This is a genomic window from Pseudoalteromonas sp. SR44-2 (genome assembly GCF_014163745.1).
Lineage (GTDB): Bacteria > Pseudomonadota > Gammaproteobacteria > Enterobacterales > Alteromonadaceae > Pseudoalteromonas > Pseudoalteromonas distincta.
On sequence record NZ_JACJDW010000018.1, the window covers coordinates 44,148 to 64,574 of the forward strand.

General features: G+C 38.8%; 22 protein-coding genes. 4 read left to right on the plus strand and 18 right to left on the minus strand.

Annotated elements, in window-relative coordinates:
* Window positions 1–17: 17 nt before the first annotated feature.
* Entirely contained in the window at window positions 18–671 is a 654-nt protein-coding gene (gene lipB, locus H5115_RS12330) for a lipoyl(octanoyl) transferase LipB (RefSeq protein WP_010554695.1), read from the plus strand.
* Complete coding sequence (gene lipA, locus H5115_RS12335) at window positions 668–1,633, plus strand: lipoyl synthase (RefSeq protein WP_002958515.1); 966 nt, start codon at window positions 668–670, stop codon at window positions 1,631–1,633. Before lipB ends, lipA begins: the two co-directional genes overlap by 4 nt.
* 79 nt (window positions 1,634–1,712) lie before the next feature.
* Here the strand turns inward: lipA and H5115_RS12340 are convergent, their stop codons facing one another.
* Window positions 1,713–3,005 carry a VCBS domain-containing protein gene (locus tag H5115_RS12340; RefSeq protein ID WP_182755534.1) on the minus strand — a complete coding sequence of 431 codons (1,293 nt, stop codon included), beginning with the start codon at window positions 3,003–3,005 and terminating at the stop codon, window positions 1,713–1,715.
* Window positions 3,006–3,260: 255 nt separating this feature from the next.
* Here H5115_RS12340 and H5115_RS12345 point away from each other — a divergent pair, with 255 nt between their 5' ends.
* Window positions 3,261–3,500, plus strand: a complete 240-nt coding sequence (locus H5115_RS12345) for an RNA-binding protein (RefSeq protein ID WP_002958513.1) — start codon at window positions 3,261–3,263, stop codon at window positions 3,498–3,500.
* Window positions 3,501–3,776: 276 nt separating this feature from the next.
* Window positions 3,777–5,396 (plus strand): M28 family metallopeptidase, encoded by a 1,620-nt coding sequence (locus H5115_RS12350; RefSeq protein WP_182755536.1) that lies wholly within the window; start codon window positions 3,777–3,779, stop codon window positions 5,394–5,396.
* 35 nt (window positions 5,397–5,431) lie between these two features.
* Here H5115_RS12350 and H5115_RS12355 read toward each other — a convergent pair whose 3' ends face one another.
* The 17 genes from H5115_RS12355 to nlpI form a co-directional block, all read right to left on the minus strand.
* Window positions 5,432–6,379: a PDC sensor domain-containing protein gene (locus tag H5115_RS12355; protein WP_024603579.1), complete on the minus strand. Its 948-nt coding sequence runs from the start codon at window positions 6,377–6,379 to the stop codon at window positions 5,432–5,434.
* A 220-nt stretch (window positions 6,380–6,599) separates the two neighbouring features.
* Complete coding sequence (locus H5115_RS12360; protein ID WP_024597051.1) at window positions 6,600–6,815, minus strand: EF-hand domain-containing protein; 216 nt, start codon at window positions 6,813–6,815, stop codon at window positions 6,600–6,602.
* 80 nt (window positions 6,816–6,895) lie between these two features.
* A complete protein-coding gene (locus tag H5115_RS12365) occupies window positions 6,896–7,102 on the minus strand; it encodes a hypothetical protein (RefSeq protein ID WP_024591130.1) in 207 nt (68 codons plus the stop codon).
* A 169-nt stretch (window positions 7,103–7,271) separates the two neighbouring features.
* Entirely contained in the window at window positions 7,272–7,484 is a 213-nt protein-coding gene (locus H5115_RS12370) for a calmodulin (RefSeq protein ID WP_007585535.1), read from the minus strand.
* A gap of 616 nt (window positions 7,485–8,100) precedes the next feature.
* Window positions 8,101–8,316, minus strand: a complete 216-nt coding sequence (locus H5115_RS12375) for a TIGR02450 family Trp-rich protein (RefSeq protein WP_182755538.1) — start codon at window positions 8,314–8,316, stop codon at window positions 8,101–8,103.
* An 80-nt stretch (window positions 8,317–8,396) separates the two neighbouring features.
* On the minus strand, window positions 8,397–8,750 hold the full coding sequence (locus H5115_RS12380) for a cupredoxin domain-containing protein (RefSeq protein WP_182755540.1): 354 nt from the start codon (window positions 8,748–8,750) through the stop codon (window positions 8,397–8,399).
* Between the two features lie 20 nt (window positions 8,751–8,770).
* On the minus strand, window positions 8,771–11,017 hold the full coding sequence (locus H5115_RS12385) for a heavy metal translocating P-type ATPase (RefSeq protein ID WP_182755542.1): 2,247 nt from the start codon (window positions 11,015–11,017) through the stop codon (window positions 8,771–8,773).
* A complete protein-coding gene (locus H5115_RS12390) occupies window positions 11,007–11,450 on the minus strand; it encodes a MerR family transcriptional regulator (RefSeq protein ID WP_149602968.1) in 444 nt (147 codons plus the stop codon). The genes H5115_RS12385 and H5115_RS12390 overlap by 11 nt, the downstream gene beginning before the upstream one ends.
* Window positions 11,451–11,664: 214 nt before the next feature.
* Complete coding sequence (locus H5115_RS12395; protein WP_182755544.1) at window positions 11,665–12,162, minus strand: DUF2059 domain-containing protein; 498 nt, start codon at window positions 12,160–12,162, stop codon at window positions 11,665–11,667.
* Window positions 12,163–12,292: 130 nt separating this feature from the next.
* On the minus strand, window positions 12,293–12,625 hold the full coding sequence (locus H5115_RS12400) for a Na+/H+ antiporter subunit G (RefSeq protein ID WP_002958501.1): 333 nt from the start codon (window positions 12,623–12,625) through the stop codon (window positions 12,293–12,295).
* A gap of 9 nt (window positions 12,626–12,634) precedes the next feature.
* Entirely contained in the window at window positions 12,635–12,904 is a 270-nt protein-coding gene (locus H5115_RS12405) for a K+/H+ antiporter subunit F (RefSeq protein ID WP_007378493.1), read from the minus strand.
* Window positions 12,898–13,434, minus strand: a complete 537-nt coding sequence (locus H5115_RS12410; protein WP_002958499.1) for a Na+/H+ antiporter subunit E — start codon at window positions 13,432–13,434, stop codon at window positions 12,898–12,900. The genes H5115_RS12405 and H5115_RS12410 overlap by 7 nt, the downstream gene beginning before the upstream one ends.
* Entirely contained in the window at window positions 13,434–14,951 is a 1,518-nt protein-coding gene (locus tag H5115_RS12415) for a monovalent cation/H+ antiporter subunit D (RefSeq protein ID WP_182755546.1), read from the minus strand. The genes H5115_RS12410 and H5115_RS12415 overlap by 1 nt, the downstream gene beginning before the upstream one ends.
* Window positions 14,948–15,301 carry a Na+/H+ antiporter subunit C gene (locus H5115_RS12420; protein ID WP_138489411.1) on the minus strand — a complete coding sequence of 118 codons (354 nt, stop codon included), beginning with the start codon at window positions 15,299–15,301 and terminating at the stop codon, window positions 14,948–14,950. Before H5115_RS12420 ends, H5115_RS12415 begins: the two co-directional genes overlap by 4 nt.
* Complete coding sequence (locus H5115_RS12425) at window positions 15,301–18,093, minus strand: monovalent cation/H+ antiporter subunit A (RefSeq protein WP_182755548.1); 2,793 nt, start codon at window positions 18,091–18,093, stop codon at window positions 15,301–15,303. The genes H5115_RS12420 and H5115_RS12425 overlap by 1 nt, the downstream gene beginning before the upstream one ends.
* 215 nt (window positions 18,094–18,308) lie before the next feature.
* Entirely contained in the window at window positions 18,309–19,484 is a 1,176-nt protein-coding gene (locus tag H5115_RS12430; RefSeq protein WP_182755559.1) for a hypothetical protein, read from the minus strand.
* Window positions 19,471–20,349: a lipoprotein NlpI gene (gene nlpI, locus H5115_RS12435; RefSeq protein WP_002958493.1), complete on the minus strand. Its 879-nt coding sequence runs from the start codon at window positions 20,347–20,349 to the stop codon at window positions 19,471–19,473. The genes H5115_RS12430 and nlpI overlap by 14 nt, the downstream gene beginning before the upstream one ends.
* Window positions 20,350–20,427: the final 78 nt, after the last annotated feature.

The window sequence follows — 20,427 nt, forward strand, 5'->3', positions numbered from 1 at the left end:
CATAGTTGAGATTTGTTGTGAACGAAAACACTTTGATCGTACGCCAACTGGGTCGTCAGCGTTATATGCCAATTTGGCAAAAAATGCAGGACTTTACCGACACCCGTGATGAAAATACGCCAGATGAAATTTGGCTTGTAGAGCACGAGAGTGTATTCACCCAAGGTCAGGCTGGTAAGGACGAACACTTACTAGCTCCTGGCGATATTGAGGTGATTAAAGTTGACCGTGGCGGGCAAGTAACTTACCACGGCCCTGGCCAGCAAATGATGTATGTATTATTTAATCTACGTCGTTTAAAGATTGGTGTACGTGAACTGGTTACTTGGCTTGAAGAGTGCATTATTGAATCACTCGCCGAGTATGGTATTGAAGCTTATGCTAAAGCTGATGCACCAGGTGTATACGTTAATGACAGTAAAATTGCATCCCTTGGTTTAAGGGTTCGTCGAGGTTGCTCGTTTCATGGCTTAGCATTAAATGTTAACATGGACCTAAGTCCATTTTTACGCATTAACCCATGTGGTTATGCGGGCATGAATATGGTGCAAACTAAAGAATTAGATGGTCCTCAAAACCTAGAAAGTGCGGGTGAAGGATTGGTGAAACACATGATCAAGAAGCTTAATGCAACACAGGTTAAGCATACTGAAGGGTTTGAAAACGAATGAATAAACCAGTCAAAATGGAACCAGGTGTAAAACTACGCGACGCAGAAAAAATGGCGTTGATCCCAGTAAAAGTTTTACCTACAGAAAAAACTGAAATGTTGCGTAAGCCAGAATGGTTAAAAATTCGCTTACCTAAATCAACCGATCGTATTGACGGTATTAAAAAAGCGCTACGTAAGCATGGCTTACACTCGGTATGTGAAGAAGCTTCGTGCCCTAACCTATCTGAATGTTTTAACCACGGTACAGCTACCTTTATGATTTTAGGTGCAATTTGTACTCGTCGTTGCCCATTTTGTGATGTTGCTCATGGTCGCCCATTAAAACCTGATGCCACTGAACCTGAAAAGCTAGCACTTACTATTAAAGATATGAAGCTAAGCTACGTTGTAATCACTTCAGTTGACCGTGATGATTTACGTGATGGTGGTGCACAGCATTTTGCCGATTGTATTCGCGAGATTCGTAAACATAATCCAACTATTACTATCGAAATTTTAGTACCTGATTTTCGTGGCCGAATGGACCGCGCACTAGAGATACTAATCGAGACGCCACCAGATGTGTTTAACCACAATCTTGAAACTGCGCCACGTTTGTACAAGCTAGCTCGTCCAGGTGCTGACTATAAATGGTCATTAGAGTTACTTCGTCGCTTTAAAGAAGCTCACCCAGAAGTAAAAACTAAATCAGGTTTAATGGTTGGTTTAGGTGAAGAAATTAGCGAAATTGAAGAAGTACTTCGCGATTTACGTGCTCACAACGTTGACATGCTAACTGTAGGCCAGTACCTACAACCTTCTAAGCATCACTTACCGGTTAAGCGCTACGTGCCACCAGTAGAGTTTGACGGCTTAAAAGCGTATGCTGACGAAATTGGCTTTACTCACGCGGCTTCTGGCCCGTTTGTACGTTCAAGCTACCATGCTGATCAACAAGCAGCGGGTAAAGAAGTGAAATAATCACTTTTATCAAAAAATTAAAAAAGCCGTTAATGATGCATAATCATTAACGGCTTTTTCATGCTAATTGATAAAATAGCTACTGCGCTATCTTACCTTTTGTAATAGAAAAATCAGCAAACCTAACACGTTCTTCATCAGCGCGAAGGCTGTCGGTTTCAACAATTGAGCGGTATATTCCCCACTTAGGACGAGCAAAATCAGCATCACTAAAGCCGCGCCACATATCTATGTTTTGCTCGCTTATATTAAATATCTCTGCATTATCGCTTAAGCGCGTTAACGTCATATCAAACTTGCCATTTTCACTAAATGTAGCTTGTACAAATACCTCGACCCATTCATCTGTAATGAGTGACCAGTCGGTTTCAATGAGGTTTTTATCAAGCCCTGTGCTGTTACTGTTACCGTTTTCGTCAAAGCCTGCGCTATATCGCACTTGCAGCTGATTACCTGTACTGTTTTTTTGAGCCCCAGAGAGCGTAATAATAGGCTGGTCGTCGTTGCCATTAGTATTATCGTTGCTGTCATTTCGGGCTTTTATTTGAAAAAAATGGCTAAACTTACTCGTAAGCTCAAGCTCGCTGCTTACTTTAAATTTCCAGCTATATTGAAATGTCTCACCCTCAAACGCCAGTGTTTCTTGTGGGGATTTATCGTAGGTTTTTATTTCGTTACGTTGTCTATCACTTACGCCTTTGTCTTTATCTTGGTCATCATCTCGGTGAGCTAAAAAGACAAAATGGTTACCAATTATCGTATCGGTATCTTTAAGAATATGGACAACACTTTGATGATTGCCAGCGTATAAGTCTGGAGATTCAATTGACCCTTCGCCGAAGGCATTTTCAATAAGCTTGTATGCGTCAAGCCCCGAATTAACGCCATCTGATCGCAATAAAACGTGTGATATTTTCTCAAAGCCATCAGCTTGAGCTATTGGTGCACCTACAATTGTTATGATAATTTGTGCGCTAGTACCATCTACAGAGTTTACTGTTATTGTATCTTGTAGTGTTTCACTTTCACTTAAAGATGTTATTGAAGCGTTTAAATCGTCAAGTGTGTATGACCAATCTCCACCAGCATTTAAGCTAAAAAAACCATAGCTTGTAGCGCTATTTTCTTGTGCTACAAAAGCAGCTTCACCTGATTGTTGATCCGTAATAGTTAACGAGCCTGTTATTGCATCATTACTATCGCTAATAACTTCACCTAGAGTGTTACCACCAATTGTTGCATGAGTTTGTGAAGAAATCGCTTCATTATTTTGCACCGTAGGATCAGAGCCTGAGCTGCCACAACCAGTAACTAAACAAGATAGAAGTATAGCTGTAACTGTATTACAGGGTTTAAGGGTATATTTAGACATGAGTAGTTCTGCGGTTAATAGTAAGTTAATTAAATATGAATTTACCAATTTATTGTACAAATAACCACAATTCAATTACCAATTAACATTACCAATTTACTGATATTTTAAATTTAATTATAAAATCTATTATTTTCATAGTGATACAAAAAATTATTTCTATAGAGTGTTTATTTATATTTGTTTTAAAATAAAATTAGGTTAAACCTGAGTTACTTGAGATAATTAATACTGACATAATTATTTAGGTTCATTATGAAACTATTAGTTCGTAACTTGTCTCGTGCTACCACTGAGCATGAGCTTCGTACTTTATTTGCAGAGCACGGTAAAGTGACTACTTGTAACTTGGTACTTGATAAAGAAACTGGCCAATCTAAAGGTTTTGCCTTTGTAGAAATGCCAAACGACATAGAAAGTAAAAGCGCAATTACTGCACTTAACCAATCTACTGTTGATAAAAGTAAGATCCGCGTAAAACTTGCAGACGCATAAAGCTAACTGCAACCTATGCAAAAAAACCAGCTAATGCTGGTTTTTTGCTTTTAGTGCCAAGTATTAAGTATTGTATTTAAGCTTTATATTTAGCTAAAAAACTAATGACTCGGACAGATATTTACATTGGCTCATTGTATGCCTATTACATTGTCGCTCATTACTACGCCTTATAAAATCAATCTGCAATTGAATGAAAAGTTCTCTATAAAAATTCGACATCACTGCGGTGCTTCCTTTATATTGAAAGCCTAATTAAATAACGATATGAAAACTATGGCATCTACTCTTTTAAAAAGCGCTAGCCTAAGCCTGCTAGTTGCACTCTTTGGCTGCTCAGAGCCTGCAAGCGAACAAACCCCATTAGAAAATACAGCAGGTGTAAGCCTTAGCAATATTAAACAGCATATTAAAACGCTAGCCTCTGATGACTTTGAAGGCCGAGGCCCGCTTACTCATGGTGAAGTAAAAACCGTAGGCTACTTAAGCGAGCAATATAAAGCGCTGGGTTTAACCGGTGCTTATAAAGGTAAATACTTACAGCCTGTAAAAATGGCAATGGTGACAGCTAATCAGGATATGGAGTTAAAGGTAGGTGATTTAAGCTTTGAATCAGGTAAAGACTTTACCGCACGTACCGAGCAACTTCAGCCATTAATTGATGTACGCAATTCTGACGTTGTATTTGCGGGCTATGGTATTAATGCACCAGAATATAACTGGAATGACTATAAAAATATTGATGTAACTGGTAAAACAGTGGTTGTGCTAGTTAACGATCCAGGCTTTGCTACTCAAAACGACGCCCTTTTTACTGGTAATGCAATGACCTACTACGGTCGTTGGACTTATAAATATGAAGAAGCCGCTCGCCAAGGTGCAAAGGCTGTATTTATTGTTCATGAAGCAGCACCTGCGGCATATCCTTGGGGCGTAGTTGAAAGTTCAAACACCGGCACTAAATACACGTTAATGGATAACAATTTAAACGCGTCTAAATTACCGGTTATGGGCTGGCTAACACTTGATGCGACTGAGAAAATGTTTAACGCCGCAAAGCTTAACTACCAAGATTTAAAACAAGCAGCATTAAATGATGACTTTAAAGCGATGCCACTTAACTTAAAAGCAAACCTAGCCTTTAAAAACGAAGTATCACATGCCAAATCGCATAACGTAGTTGCACAAATTACAGGTAGCGAATCACCTGACGAATACGTTGTTATCAGCGCTCACTGGGACCACTTTGGTACTAAACAAACTGATACTGGCCCTAAGATTTATAATGGCGCAGTAGATAACGCTTCAGGCACTGCAGCCACGCTTGAAATAGCACGTATAATGAGCGAAATGAACAAGCAAAAACCATTTAAACGCTCAATTATTTTTGCTAACTTTACAGCAGAAGAAACAGGGTTAATTGGTTCTGAAGAGTTTGCATCGGGTGCAGTTGTACCTACAAAACAAATGGTCGGTTTATTAAATATTGATGGCATGAACGTGCTTGATGGCACTGACTACATTTTACAATACGGTAAAGATTTATCGACAATGGAAAACTATTTAGCAAAGGCTGCAAAATCACAAGGCCGTGTTGTTAAAATGGATCCTCGCCCGCAAAATGGCTTATTTTTTAGATCTGATCATTTCTCGCTTTCTAAGCAAGGCGTGCCTAGTTTATTATTTATGAGTCTGGGCGATACCGACCCTGAGTACATTGCGCATAAATACCATAAAGAAGCAGACGACTACTCAGCTGATTGGTCGTTGGGTGGTGTTAAGCAAGATATAGATCTTATTGTTGATATAGCCACACAGCTTGCAAATAATGGCGATTGGCCAAAATGGACGAGCGAGTCTGACTTTAAAGCCAAACGCGCGCAAGATAAGCAATAAATAGCTATTAAATAGTTATGTAATATAAAATCCTCCTACTTGGAGGATTTTTGTTTTAAACGAGCGCGCATTAATAGCGTTTCGGCCTTTGCCCCTAAATAAACATAAATAGCCAGTGCAATTAAAAGCCCTACTACTGCCAGCATCATCGCTATGGCAGGCATTAAATACTCCGATTGCCCCAAAGCCGCTTTAAACATAGTTAACAGCGCCTCAATTGATATAGCAATCAACACAGTAGAGATAAACCGTGTAATAGTGCGCCGCGTAGACGAGTGCCTAAAAATATCCTTATGCATCAGGATTTCTTCTTCGAGTATTGTTTTACCTAAATCAAATACTGCCAATGCCAAGGTGATGTAAATAATGATACTAAAGGGTTCAAGTGGGTCTGATGAGGTATCTACATGAGTTAATAGCGCGTATATATCACTAAAAACGATATTTAGTAAAAATAATACTAAGCAAAATAAGCACGCCACAATAATACCGTAACCCGCCTTGAAGTAAGGCGACATATTAGCGCGCGCAGTATCACCCATTACAAACTCAATAAGCTGCGTTAAGCTCACATCAACGACCAAGTAATGTTGATTATTAATTGGTTTTTTTAGCTCTTTAATCGCCGATATACATAAATGGTTAGTCGCTATAGAAATATAGGGATCAGTAAAGCACACTTTATCACTTGCTTTAGCGTTCAAAAAATAGGGTCGCTCGCTTAAATCTTGTTGATTACCACTTTCACCTAATTTTTTGCTGTATGCGCGTTTAAAGCAGACGTTATTACCCTGCTGCAAACCTTCTGCATTTAAACAATATTGTAATTCTAAAAATGGGTACTGCTTAATCAGATAGCGGGTATCACGCTCTTTAGTTAATCCGTCCTCAATACTCATTAAAATAGATTCAAGTAAACTGTGTATTACATGCTCATATTCGTGGTAGCGCTCAACACTACTGATATAACTCATCCGCGCCATTTTAAATACTCATTGACCTAAGTTATAAATAGATTTGCAAGTTTAAAACCAACAATAAAATAAATTAATAATCAGTAACTTGACACTATTCAAACTCAACTTTTGCACTACTTTGGTGACTAAATAGTAATATATTAAATTAAATGCACAAAAAAGCAGCTAAGTATTAATTACTTAGCTGCTTTGTGAGTATGACTGGTAAGGTTCTACATAGAGCATATTACTGAACCTTCGAAAACTCTTCTTTAGATAACTCGCCATTTCCATCTGTATCTAATTGATCAAAAAGCTGTACTAGTTGCGAGTTTACTTGGGCTTCTGTTTTACTAATTACGCCGTCGCCATCTGTATCAAAAGAATCAAAATCTACCGCAGCAAACGCCGCTGAAGAAGAAGCTAGGGCTACAAGAGCTAGAGTTTTATGTAATGTTTTCATAATCGTTTCCTTAGGCTTTGGGCCTGATTAGGGGTAAGAAGTCCTTTTCAAAGATCCTTTAGGAGTAAAGTGTCTATAAATTAATATTCAAAAAAATCATTTTCTGTCGGACCACCGCTACTTTGAACATTCAGCTCGTCAAATTGCTCTATCACTTGCGCCGATTCTTCAGAGCGACTAATTGAAGCGTTGTCGTCTGCGTCGAGTGTTTCAAAGTCTGTGTTTGCAAATACTACTGACGAAGAAACAATAGCCATAAGTACAAATGTTGATTGTAGCTTTTTCATAATTTAATCCTTCAAAAGTATGCGGTGTCCTAAATAAATTTGCTCTATAGTGCTCTCTAGTCACTTCCTGGTTATTCTTTTTAGTAGGCTCCCTTGCCTACTTAGGTTGTCTTTGGCAACTCAGAATTTAGATAACATCACAGAGCATTAACTGCTTAAGGCTTTAATTTTAGGCCTTAGAAAACTCATCTTCAGATAGCTCACCATCTTGGTTTGTATCGAGTTCTTCAAATTTGCTTAAAAGCTCAGCATCTACTGAAGCTTCGGCTTGGCTGATTGCGCCATTACCATCTACGTCTAGCGTATCAAAATCTGTTGCTGCAAAAGCCGCTGATGAAGAAGCTAGCGCCATTAGTACTAATGTTGATTGAAATGTTTTCATAATAGTATTCCTTCATTGGGTTGTTGCGATTAAGGCCTTTGGCTTTCATCACGTTTTGCTTAATACACTCTAGGTATTACAACTTCGGTGCCACTTTTTATTTATTGCTTAAAAACAACGAGTTAAATGATATAAAGCGAGAAAAGCTTAATTTGGGGAGGTGTTATTGTTGCTATTTAGCAACAGTCATTTAACTAAAAATAATAAATCATTATAAATCAATTGGTTAAGTTTAATTAAAAAGACACACTTTTGCTAAAAAGCCAATAAGGGGGCGTTTAGGTTAGCCTTCAAAATAAACTAAATATGAACATGGAAATTACATAGGATTTATTTCCGGCTATTAAATAATTAATTTATTTATAGTCAGTAAGTTATATTGTTTTTGAAATTTATTATAAAAATTTTGGAAAGATATTTTGAAATTAACTGTTTTGTTGCCAAATGGCGAATTTATTTAGGAAGGTTTCAATGCTAAAGCTAAGTTGTAGCATTAAACTCATAATTTAATGCGCTGTAAAGTATAGGTTCGCTTGAGTTAAACAAACCTACATCGTGTGCCAGCTATCTGCAAATGTGCCAGCTATTGGAGTGAAGTAAATTATATAGATTTAAACTACTTCCACCCTTGCAGCCACTTTTGGTTATCTTTTAAATCTCGCCAACTAATTGGATATTGATTTTTTGACATAACAGCCTCAGTAATACATTCAATTACATTGCCGTCTTCATCAAATTCCACCTCAACAATAATGAAGTGTTTTTCTTTATTTATAGCAGGTATTGCGGTCCATTTACTATTCAATAATTTTTTAGGGTTTAGTTTATTCATTTAGTATAACGACTCCTACTCATCTATTTATACAGCTTATATAAGACAATTATACGACCCCAACACCTACTTAGCTCAGATTACTGAGCAACTAGCTTGCCTTTGTACATTTGCATTTGGCAATGAAAGTCATACTCACCGGCTTCAAGCGCATGTAGTTTAACCGTATTGCCATCACCCATTGCCAGCGTTTTACTTATATCAAGCTGTGGAAATACCACTGTTTCGGCGCACGGCGCGCTGTCTTTTCTATCAAAGGTAAGTACAACCTCTTTGTTGGCTGCCACTTTAATGTGTCCTGGCTTATAAACACCGTTATCAACGACTATTGTTTCTTTGTTGTCATCACTTTGTGTTTGCTCTGGTTTGTATAGCCAAAACCAATAAATAATTGCACCTATTAACAGTGCACCACCTATATTAATCATCAACATAATGTACTCCTTAGCTTAAATTACGATTTATTTGGTTTGAAAAAACGTAAGCGATTAGCGTTACTTACCACTGTAAGCGATGAAAGTGCCATAGTTGCACCTGCAACAACAGGGTTAAGTAGGATGCCAAAAAATGGATACAACACGCCGGCTGCAATCGGAATACCCGCCACGTTATAAATAAAGGCACCAAATAGGTTTTGTTTAATATTTGAAATAGTTGCATTACTCACTGCAATTGCATCAGCAAGGCCATGTAACGAACCACGCATTAAGGTAATGTCTGCACTTTCTATTGCAACATCGGTACCTGTACCAATTGCAAATCCTACGTCGGCTTGTGCAAGTGCGGGAGCATCGTTAATACCGTCACCTGTCATACCCACTATTTCACCATTTGCTTGGCGTTTTGTTACTTCGTTTACTTTGTCATCGGGCATTACTTCTGCAATAAAGTCATCAATACCAACTTGTTTAGCAACGGCTTGTGCAGTGGCTTTGTTGTCACCTGTTAGCATAACTAGGTGGATACCTTTATCTTGCAGGCGTTTAATAGCTTCAACTGAATCCTCTTTAATTGGATCGGCTACTGCAATAATAGCGTGGAGCTTATTATTACTTGCAAAATACATGGGCGTTTTAGCATCACTGGCAAGTGTTTGAGCTTGCTCGGTGGCATCATCAACGGCCACATTGTATTTATCCATTAGCGCTTTATTGCCAAACAATAATGTTTGCCCGTCAACACTGCCGGCTACACCTTTACCTGTAATTGCATCAAAGTCGGCTACTTTACTTAATGTTAAGCCTTTCTTTTTAGCGTGTGCCGTAATTGCTTGGGCCAGTGGATGCTCTGAGCTACTTTCAAGGCTTGCGGCCAGTTGCATTACTGTATTTTCATCACTGTTATTAAAGGTAACTACATCGGTAACTTGCGGTGTGCCTTGAGTAATAGTGCCTGTTTTATCTAAAATCATGGTGGTGATTTTAGATGTTGTTTGCAGCGACTCACCATTTCGAATTAATATTCCTGACTCTGCAGCTTTACCAATACCCACCATAACCGACATAGGGGTTGCGAGTCCTAGCGCACAAGGACAAGCAATAATAAGTACAGTGGTAACCGCAACAACGGCATAAGCAATTGATGGCTCAGGTCCGAAGTTTAACCATGCAAGGCCTGCAAGCACCGCAATAATCATGACTGTTGGTACAAATATTCCTGATATAACATCAGCTAAGCGCCCTATTGATGGCTTTGAGTTTTGTGCACGCTTTACCATATTGATAATATTGGCAAGTGTGGTTTCGCTACCAATGTGCGTGGCTTTAAATAATAAAGTGCCACTTTTATTAATACTTCCGGCAACGACTTTATCGCCCGTTTTTTTGCTTACAGCCATTGGCTCACCAGTAAGCATTGACTCATCAACCGTACTGCTGCCTTCAATAACTTCGCCATCCACAGGGATTTTTTCACCTGGGCGTACGCGTACTTCATCATTTTTTACAACATCACTAATGTCGATGTCTTGCTCTTGAGCATCGCGAATTACGCGTGCAGTTTTTGGTTGCAGGCCAATTAAGCGTTTAATTGCTTGTGAGGTGCGCCCACGTGCTTTTACTTCAAAAGCGAGCCCTAAACTAATTAAACCGATGATCATCGATGATGCTTCAAAATATACGTGTCTTGCGACTTGTGGTAATAAGTTTGGTGCTATTACTACGAACATTGAATACAACCACGCAGTACCTGTACCAAGCGCTATTAATGTATCCATATTGGCAGCATGGTTTTTAAATGCCTGCCAAGCACCGTTGTAAAATTGCTTACCTGATATAGCCATAACCACAAGCGTGACTATACCCACTAAAAACCAGGCTATTCGTTGTGTGTCGGTGGTCACACTCATATCAAAAATAAGCCCGTATATCATTAACGGTGCACCGACTCCTAACGCTAATATCATATTACGCATTAGCTTTTTGTAATGTGCCTCGTCCGACTTTGCTTTTTCATCAAGTGCATATTGATCAGACTCATTACTCATTGGCTTAGCTGAATAACCAATGTTTTCGACTGCTTTAATAAGCGTGCTTTCGCGGGCTTTACCTTCTACACGTACTGTACGCTCAGCAAAGTTCATTTCCACGTTTTGCGCGCCTTGCACGCTATTAAGGGCTTTTTCAATTTTAGCCACACAACTGCCGCAATTAGCACCTTCAATAATAAAGTTTTGCGCGGTGTCTTTTGTATTAGTCGTCATTACGCTGCTCCTTATTTGCAGAATCGTTTATTGGATCAACAAAAGATTCTATTAAACTACATACGTCACTGGCATTTGCACCATCGGCTGATGTATCCCATTGCGCCAGAGCTGCATGCATTCTGTTTCGTAACTTTAATGTTTCTTGAAATAGTGCTTCGGTTTCTTCTAGGCGTTTAGTAATGAGTTTACGCGTTAACGGACAAGGACAATTCCCCTGCTCTGACTCGCCTATAATGTGTTGAATATCTTTGAGTGAAAAACCAAGTTGACGAGAGCTAATAATAAACTTTAAACGCTGCTGGTCTTGCTTTGTATATTCTTGATAGCCATTTCCTTCACTGCGTATTGGATGAAGTAACCCAACACGTGTGTAATGACGAACAGTATCGGCAGTCACGCCCATTAACTTGGCGAGTTGTTTAACATACATAATTTAGCTCCGTCGTGTTTCAATAGCTTCATAATAAACCTAGGTGCAACACATAGGTCAATAGAGAGGAGCATTAAAGCATAATTTAAATTTTCTGAAACTGATTTAGCGAAAAAGTAAAAGCGCTCTGGCTAGAGCGCTTAAATAAGAGAGGTAAAAGCATTAGAGCCTGTTGCTCTTTAATACTTTAAATTTAATAAAAAATCGACGACCTTTAGTTCGCTTGCTCGCGTGAGGCTTTTAGCTCTTCACTTAGCTTGCCTGCTATCGCTTGAATTTTTGGCATTGCATCTTGTATTAGGCCTTGCGACATTTGCATAGACTCTTGCATTACAACAGGCATTTTTTCAAGTATTTTTTGCCCTGTATCTGTTTTATAAAACGCTAACATATCGGCAATCTCTTGCTCACTAAAATGCTTGTCGTAAACATTGACCATCATTGGCTGCATTTTAGCCCAGCTCATTTCGGTTTTTAATACCGTCGTCATGTCGCCGTAGTACTTATCAAAAATAGCTTGCTCAGAAGGCTTAACACCCATTTGGTCTGACATGCCTTTCATCATACCTTCAACCTGGCCGTACATAGAATCAACCATTGAATCTAAATTCATTACTTTAATGAGTTCATCTATTTTTTGCTGCTTAGTATTTTGTTCAGCATATAAACTACTAGAAAAAATTAGCAATGATAAAAGTAGTACCTTACCCATAATAATATCCTTTCATATAAATAATGGATTTATAGTCACATGAATAATTTGTATTGTAAAGGGTACAAGCAATCATTAAAAAGGCCGAATAAAATGAATTTATTCGGCCTTTTATAAATTAATTTTTGCGTTAGTCGTCTTCTACATTATCTAGGCCTTTAGTGCCTTCTTTGGCTTTTAGCTTATGATGAATAGCTGACTTTATTAGCATGTAACCACTAATCGGTGCTGTAATTAGTAAAAATATAGTAATGAGTATTTCTTTAACACTTAGGCCATGCTCTGAACTTGCAAAATAAACCATAGCCGCAATTAACATACTCGCCATGCCTAACGTGGTTGCTTTAGTTGGTCCATGCAAACGCATAAAAAAGTCAGGTAGTTTAATTAAACCTATTGAGCCAATTAAAATAAACGTACCACCAAATAACAATAATATTGATACAACCCATTCGCTGATCATGTTTTCACCTTATTCAATTATATCGCCACGTAGTAAATACTTACACACTGCAACCGTACTTATAAAGCCGAGCATGGCAATAAGCAGTGCAGCTTCAAAATAAAGCCCTGTATCCATACTAATGCTGTATAAAATAATCAGTGCGATGACGTTAATGTACATAGTATCGAGCGCTAAAACACGGTCAGGCACTGACGGACCGATGATTAATCGCCATAAATTAAGCAATAATGATAAGCCAATCATCGAAAAAACAATGAGTAATACGGTGTCTAACATTGAAATATCTCCTTTAGTGGAGCTTCGTAGCGTTGTTTTATTTGTTTGATAAGTGCTTCTTCATCTTTAAGGTCAAGCACATGTATTAATAAGTAGCGTTGCGTTGGCTCTTCACCTTCAGGTAACGACTCAGCAATTGGATAAACCTCTGCACTCACAGTACCAGGTGTAAGCGATACACAACTGGCCAATATAGTAATTGGCATGTCGTGTGTTAAATCTATAGGAACTTTTATAAAGGCCGGACGCAATTTTTTTGATGGCCCAAGTATAAGTAAAGCCACTTGTAAATTTGCAACAACAATGTCGTACAGCACTATAAGTAACTGCTTAAGCGCCAAGCCTGGCTTTAAAATCAGTGGCTGAGGGTCTCGAAACGAAAAACTTAATATAGGGATAAGTATCGCAAAAATAGTCGCTAATACTAAGTGCCCTACCGATACGCTATTGTTTAACAATAACCAAACCATAAACAAAAATAAGCTACGAAATGGCGTTGGTAACCAACGAAAACGGGCTTGTAATCTCATCACATGCCTCCTTTAAGTACAGCATTAATACCGCCGCTTAGATCATGTAACTGAGTAGCAGCATTTAGCATATATTCACTTATTGGTCCGCCCAAAATAACGAGCAATGGCGAACATGCAAGTAAAGCTATAATTACAGTTACCTGCAACGGGTGTGCACTTGCACAATCGGCATTTTCGCTATTTTTGCTTCTATGCTCCCAGAACAAAGTTGTGCCAGCGCGCGAAAGCGCTACTAACAACGCAAAACTTGTTACTAAATATACTGGCCAAAATAGTAAAGCTTGCTCACTGTTTAACGTCGCTTTAAGTATCCAAATTTTACCTACAAAGCCTGACAGTGGTGGCATACCAACTACCGTTAAAGACGCAATAATAAAGCACACACCTAATAAAAGTGGCTGTTTTACAGAGCGACCTGCTACTAGTCTATCGCCAACTTTACCGCGCTGGATTGAAACTAAGTCTGCTAGTAAAAATAGTGCGGCACTAACAAGTGTTGAATGCACTAAATAATATAAAAGTGCAGCAGTGGCATTTACATTTTGCAATGCTATTAGCGCAACCAGCGTACCTACCGATACTAATACTAAGTTAGAGGTGAGTTTACGTAAGTCTTGTGCTGCCATCACACCAATAGCACCTACTATAATGGTCGCAATTGCTAAGCCCCAAAGCCAAGGCTGCGCCATGTGTTCAAGCGCTCCGGCTTGTTCACCAAATATCACCGTATAAACACGAAGCATAGCGTAAACGCCTACTTTGGTCATAATCGCAAACAATGCAGCAACCACAGGTTTAGCACTTGCGTAAGTATTTGGAAGCCATAAATGCAGAGGTAATAGTGCGCCTTTTAAAGCAAATACTATTAATAGTAGTAAGCCACCTGCTTTTGCTAGATATACATCATCACCTGTAAGTAGTGATACCTTTTGCGTCATATCTGCAATATTAAGCGTACCAAGCACACCGTACAAAATACCCAAACCGATTAAAAATACGCTTGAGCCAACTAAATTCAATATTACATATTGCAATGCCGCACGAGTATTTTGTTTATCACCTGCGTGCATTAACAATGCATAAGATGCAATCAGTAGCACTTCAAAAAATACAAATAGATTAAATAAATCGCCAGTTAAAAACGCGCCATTTACACCTAATATCAGAAAGTGAACAAGTGGGTGATAAAAGCTGCCTTTTTCATCATCGCCAGCACTACCATATAAAATAGCGCCCAAACCTAAAAATGAAGTTAACGTAACCAATAAGGTAGACAACATATCGGCTACTAAGACTATTCCAAATGGCGCAGACCAATTACCAATAGCGTAAACGTTAATACCCGTATTATTAATATGTACAAGTAAAAGCACACTAATGGCAAAAGTAGCTATTGCCATTACAATTGAAACTAAGCGGCGAATTTTAACGCTTTTACCACATGGCGGTAGCAGTAAAATAACGGCCGTCAGCATAGGTAATAAAATAGGGAGTGAAGCTAAATGTTGGATCATTTTTGCTCCTTATTATCTGCCGAGGTGTTAGGCACATAACCATCAACATGGTCGCTACCTAAATCGGCGCGTCCACGTATTGCCAAAATAACCACGAATGCGGTCATCGCAAAACCAATAACAATAGCTGTAAGCACTAAAGCTTGAGGTAACGGATCGGCGTATTCTATACCAGTACCAAGCACTACCGCTTTATTAATAGTAAGACGACCTGCTGAAAACAAAAATAAGTTAACAGCATATGAAATCATAGTAAGCCCAAGTACTACAGGGAACGTACGAGCTCTTAGCAGTAAAAACACACCGCAACTGACCAATACTCCAACGCAAGATGCGTACAATAATTCCATTAAATATTTACCTCTTTTTTCTGGGTATCTGCCGTCATATTACCTAAGCTTGCCAAAATCATTAGCGTAGCGCCTACAACCGTTAAGTAAACACCTAGGTCAAATGCAATCGCGCTGGCAAGCTCTGTTTTACCGACAAACGGAATATCAAAGTAGTCAAACCAAGTTGTTAAAAATGGCTTATCAAAGAACCAGCTACCCACACCTGTAAACAGTGAAATACCAATGCCTGAAGCTATGATTTTACGATAATTAACATCAAAACGTCCGTTTATCCATGCTGTACCATGCGCCATGTATTGCAAAATAAACGCGATTGACGTTACCAGTCCAGCAATAAAGCCACCGCCAGGTAAGTTATGTCCGCGTAAGAAAATATATGCAGAAACCAATAACGCAAGCGGTAATAAACTTTGTGAAATACTCGCCAGTAAGATTGGATGGCGCTCTCGTGCCCATGGGCGCCCTTCGCTGTCACTTGCTGGCATAAATAATGGGATTCGAGAAAGTACTTTAAATATACCTAATGCGGCAATGCCTAATACGGTAATTTCACCAAGCGTATCAAAGCCCCTAAAGTCGACTAAAATAACGTTAACTACATTAGTACCACCGCCACCAATTTTAGCGTTAGCAATAAAGAAGTCTGAGATTGAATCTAATGGACGTGTAAGTAATGCATAACAAATACTCGCTATAACTACACCTAACGTAGAGGCAATTCCTAAATCTCGAAGTACGCGTAATGAACTTGATTCTTTTGGCGTATGCTGGGGTAAGAAAAACAATGCCAGCATAAGTAAAATAATAGTAACAACCTCAACAGTTAACTGTGTAAGTGCTAAATCAGGAGCAGAAAAGCGTGTGAATACAACCGATACCATTAACCCTACGATTGAGAGCATTAACAACGATACCATTCGAGAGCGATGCCAAATAACGGTAGCAAGAGCACCAATAATCAATAAGCCCGCACCAATTGCATTGTGCACATCAACAGGGGTAAGTGGCATGCTGCCAGCAAGTTGTTGCATTTCAAATAATGGCCAACCGGCACACAGTAAGACTACCGCTAACATAATTACTAGGTAGCGCTGCAGCGATCCATTTTCGATACTGCTTACCTTTGACTGACACCAAGCAACAACACTTAAAATTACACGTTCAAAGGTTTTTTTAGCATTTAAAGGTGGTAATGACGCTTGAAACTGAAATAGATATTTACGATTAATATAAATAAATAAACCGCCAGCAATCGCCATTGCACTCATTAATAGAGGCAAGTTAAACCCGTGCCAAATAGCCAATTCGTAAACTGGCATTTCTTTTCCAAGTACAGCTAAAGACGCCGCAGATAAAATGCCATCAATTGTAAAGTGTGGGAACATACCCACTAGTAAACAAATCACAACTAATATTTCTATTGGTACCCGCATATAACGTGGCGGTTCGTGCGGCGTGCGAGGTAGATCGATTGGCTCACCATTAAAGAACACGTCATGAATAAAGCGTGCGGAGTACGCAACAGCTAATGCGCCTGCAACCGTTGCCAGTACTGGAATTAACCACGACATAGAACCAAGCACTTGCTGATGCAGCGTTTCTGCAAAAAACATCTCTTTAGACAAGAAACCATTAAGTAATGGAACCCCTGCCATTGCAGCCGCCGCGACCATTGCAAGCGTTGCAGTGTATGGTAAGTATCGCCACATACCATTTAATTTACGCATATCGCGCGTGCCTGTTTCATGATCGATAATACCAACGGCCATAAATAACGACGCTTTAAACGTTGCATGGTTAATTATATGAAATATAGCAGCAACAGTCGCAAGCTCAGTATCAAGCCCAAGTAATAGCGTTATTAAACCCAAATGGCTTATTGTTGAGTAAGCTAACAATCCTTTTAAATCGTGTTTGAATAATGCTATATAAGCACCAAACAACAGCGTAGCTAAACCTGTTAACCCAACAAGTAAGAACCACGTATCGGTGCCAGCTAAGGCAGGATGAAAACGTGCTAATAAAAATATACCGGCTTTTACCATGGTTGCAGAATGTAAATACGCGCTCACTGGCGTAGGCGCGGCCATTGCATGAGGAAGCCAAAAATGAAATGGAAATTGTGCCGATTTAGTAAACGCACCCAATAGCACCAATACTAATGCTACTTCGTATAAATCGTGAGATTGAATTATTGCTTTACTCGCTAGGATAACATCTAGGTCATAACTACCAACAATATCACCTAATAGCATTAAGCCTGCAAGTAACGCTAAGCCGCCCGCGCCTGTTACGGCAAGAGCCATACGAGCACCCTTTCGCGCTTCAGACTTATGCCACCAAAAACTAATTAATAAAAATGAGCTGATGCTCGTTAATTCCCAAAACAACCACAGCTGAATAACATTGTTAGACATAACAATGCCAAGCATTGCGGTCATAAACAGCATTATATAACTATATAACTTAGCCATTGAGTCGTTGGCACTGAGGTAGTAACGCGTGTAGAGGATAACGAGCAAGCCTATGCCTAAAATCATAAACATAAACAATAAACTGAGGCCGTCTAACCGCAGAGATAGGTCGAGCCCTATTGACGGGATCCAAGCGAAAGAGTAACGAATGGTTTCGCCCGCTAAAACTGCAGGTGCATGGTATAAAGTTATTCCCAAAGCCGTTAAAGGCGCAAGAGCCGTTAAACTAGTGCTTAAATTGCGGGATAACTTACCTGTGCATGCAGAAATAACACTGCCAATTAAGGATAACAAGGGTATCCAGAGCAAAGTCATAATGTAGGGCCTTTTATAATCATAAGTTTATCAGGGCATCTCTTTTTAATACTAAGGGATGCTTTTACTGCCTGTTTTTAAACGACATTAATGACTATAGTTATACTGAAAAACACTGATTTTGTCTATAAAAAGCGGTTCTGTATGGGTGTTTTTTAAACATGAACTAACAATTTATTAAGCCTACAAAAACAATTAATTAATACTGATAATTGTTAATTTAATATGGCCTTATTTGCAAATGTAAGCGCGCTGGAGTGGCGATAAGAATTACCATTGGTCATATCTAAATGCTTCAACCAAATCTCTCTATACTGCGCCGAGAGCCCTAACTGCTGATATTGCATAATAGACCAATTTTCACTAGGTTTATATGCAACACCACCTATCTGGCAACTCTTTGCTTTATGCCAGCCTATTGGGGGCGACTCATCATGAGAAATAAATAAATTAGGTGCCACAAAACCTATTTTTGCACACAACCATGCTTGTTTAGTTTTAGGCAAAGCATATTCATCTTCAAAACCGTTAAAATGCATCAACTCATGCAAAAACACACTGTATTTTGCTTTTGAGTTTATTAGCATTGTTCCTTTAGTTACATTAGCAGTTCCATCTTTGGGCATCATTACTATAAAATCAAAATTGTTAGGAAGCTGGTTATTGAGTTTAGCTAATTGCCAGTCACACTTTGCTATTTGATTAATGCTACTTTTACACTCAAGCATACCTGCAACGTAAACTGGTTTTGAAAAGCAAAAAATATTTTCACGGGGCTCTGGCTGTTTATTATAAGCATTAATAAACTCGGTGAGTTTATATAAGCCACTGCGATGATCGCTCATAGTCAGCACGTTAAACATACATTGCTTATTAGGTTTGCTTATATTTTTTAAAGATGAAAAACCAAGAGCGTGGATAAACTCACTAGATACTTTACTCTGTGGTGTTTTTAACTGAAGCTTTAGATGATTTAGCACATCCCCTGCTGGTAATTTGTTTTTACTAGCGAGTAACTTTAAATCGCTCCAACGTGAGTGCTCAAGTAACTTTGTTGCTAATATTTTACGCTCTGGGATTGTTAAGTCATTTATAGCGGAGAGCCAAAATTGTTTTGCAGTATCGCTCTGACTGTTTTTAATAAGCTTAAGAGAATACATATATTGGGCTGAAGAAATTTTACTGCGGGCGAGTATAGCTAAAGAGGTATTTGGTAACTGCTCTAAATGATCAGAAAAATAACCAGGTGATTTCCAATAACTTTGTAGAACATTGGCTTTTGTATTTAAAACATGCCAAAAGCCAATAGCGCCAAGGTGATTACTCGAGCCTGTAATTAACAAACAACATAGTAATACACCTATTAATTTAAAACGCTTAACTTGCGTCAACACCTTGCATCAACTCAAGCTCTAAACGCGCATATTTGTACTCAATAAACTCGTGTACATTAGTTGCTAGCGCAAGCCTAAAGTAGTCTGATGCTAAATACAGCTCACCTGCTGCTTGATGCATTTTAGCTAAATAAAAATAAGCTTCGCATAAACGCTGCGCATATTCTTGCTCAGTTCTAACACCATCACTAATGCCAGATAAAAATGCATGTTCACTCATATCCCCCGTATAAAGAGAAATTAACTGGTACGCCCATTGTGACTCATCAAGCGCAGTGGCATTTTGTTTAAGTGCATCAAGCGCAACGGCTTTATCCTCTTGTGCTTGTGCTAAATAAACCCATAAAACTCGGTACGGATCTTTTGGAGAGCGAGCTAAAAATTCATTAAAATCATTTTTAGCAAGGCCTGCTCTGTCGCCGTAATACAGTGCGATACCACGATTTAAATAGGCGTATTCATGCTCTTCATCAAGTTCTAGGGCAGAATCGAAAAACTCATAGGCTTTTTCATACTGCTGCATAAGCGTATGTTGAATACCTAAAAAATTATACACTTCAGCTAAATCAGGCTTAAGCTTTACTGCGCGATTAAAATCAATACGCGAAAGAGTTGTCATACCTAGACTATCAAAAAGTACACCACGGTCGTAATAAAGCTTAGCTTGTTGTTCTTCGCTTAAGTCGGCTCTATTTAATAGCTCTGAGTAGCGTGCAATAGCAATTTCACTTCTAAAGTCAGAAGCTAAAGGTGCAGTAAATGGCACATTAACAATCGGGGTTGGTTCTGATTCTGTTGTAGTTTGGCAAGCGCTTAAAGACAAAATAGCAAAAGATGCCAAAGCTAAATGTTTGAGTATCATTAAAATCCTTAATACCAAGATATAACGCGATTAATATAAGACAGACCTTGTCCAATAAGGTTTCATTAAAGCATAAAA

Bases quoted from the DNA above. Each gene is read 5' to 3' on its own strand.
- H5115_RS12355 (WP_024603579.1), bottom strand. From the start codon at position 6,379: ATGGCGCGGATGAGTTATATCAGTAGTGTTGAGCGCTACCACGAATAT.
- H5115_RS12395 (WP_182755544.1), bottom strand. From the start codon at position 12,162: ATGGGTAAGGTACTACTTTTATCATTGCTAATTTTTTCTAGTAGTTTA.
- H5115_RS12380 (WP_182755540.1), bottom strand. From the start codon at position 8,750: ATGTTGATGATTAATATAGGTGGTGCACTGTTAATAGGTGCAATTATT.
- H5115_RS12405 (WP_007378493.1), bottom strand. From the start codon at position 12,904: ATGTTAGACACCGTATTACTCATTGTTTTTTCGATGATTGGCTTATCA.
- H5115_RS12370 (WP_007585535.1), bottom strand. From the start codon at position 7,484: ATGAAAACATTTCAATCAACATTAGTACTAATGGCGCTAGCTTCTTCA.
- H5115_RS12365 (WP_024591130.1), bottom strand. From the start codon at position 7,102: ATGAAAAAGCTACAATCAACATTTGTACTTATGGCTATTGTTTCTTCG.
- H5115_RS12390 (WP_149602968.1), bottom strand. From the start codon at position 11,450: ATGTATGTTAAACAACTCGCCAAGTTAATGGGCGTGACTGCCGATACT.
- H5115_RS12415 (WP_182755546.1), bottom strand. From the start codon at position 14,951: ATGATCCAACATTTAGCTTCACTCCCTATTTTATTACCTATGCTGACG.
- H5115_RS12350 (WP_182755536.1), top strand. From the start codon at position 3,777: ATGGCATCTACTCTTTTAAAAAGCGCTAGCCTAAGCCTGCTAGTTGCA.
- H5115_RS12425 (WP_182755548.1), bottom strand. From the start codon at position 18,093: ATGACTTTGCTCTGGATACCCTTGTTATCCTTAATTGGCAGTGTTATT.
- H5115_RS12400 (WP_002958501.1), bottom strand. From the start codon at position 12,625: ATGATCAGCGAATGGGTTGTATCAATATTATTGTTATTTGGTGGTACG.
- nlpI (WP_002958493.1), bottom strand. From the start codon at position 20,349: ATGATACTCAAACATTTAGCTTTGGCATCTTTTGCTATTTTGTCTTTA.
- H5115_RS12340 (WP_182755534.1), bottom strand. From the start codon at position 3,005: ATGTCTAAATATACCCTTAAACCCTGTAATACAGTTACAGCTATACTT.
- lipA (WP_002958515.1), top strand. From the start codon at position 668: ATGAATAAACCAGTCAAAATGGAACCAGGTGTAAAACTACGCGACGCA.
- H5115_RS12360 (WP_024597051.1), bottom strand. From the start codon at position 6,815: ATGAAAACATTACATAAAACTCTAGCTCTTGTAGCCCTAGCTTCTTCT.
- H5115_RS12410 (WP_002958499.1), bottom strand. From the start codon at position 13,434: ATGAGATTACAAGCCCGTTTTCGTTGGTTACCAACGCCATTTCGTAGC.
- H5115_RS12420 (WP_138489411.1), bottom strand. From the start codon at position 15,301: ATGGAATTATTGTACGCATCTTGCGTTGGAGTATTGGTCAGTTGCGGT.
- H5115_RS12375 (WP_182755538.1), bottom strand. From the start codon at position 8,316: ATGAATAAACTAAACCCTAAAAAATTATTGAATAGTAAATGGACCGCA.
- H5115_RS12345 (WP_002958513.1), top strand. From the start codon at position 3,261: ATGAAACTATTAGTTCGTAACTTGTCTCGTGCTACCACTGAGCATGAG.
- H5115_RS12385 (WP_182755542.1), bottom strand. From the start codon at position 11,017: ATGACGACTAATACAAAAGACACCGCGCAAAACTTTATTATTGAAGGT.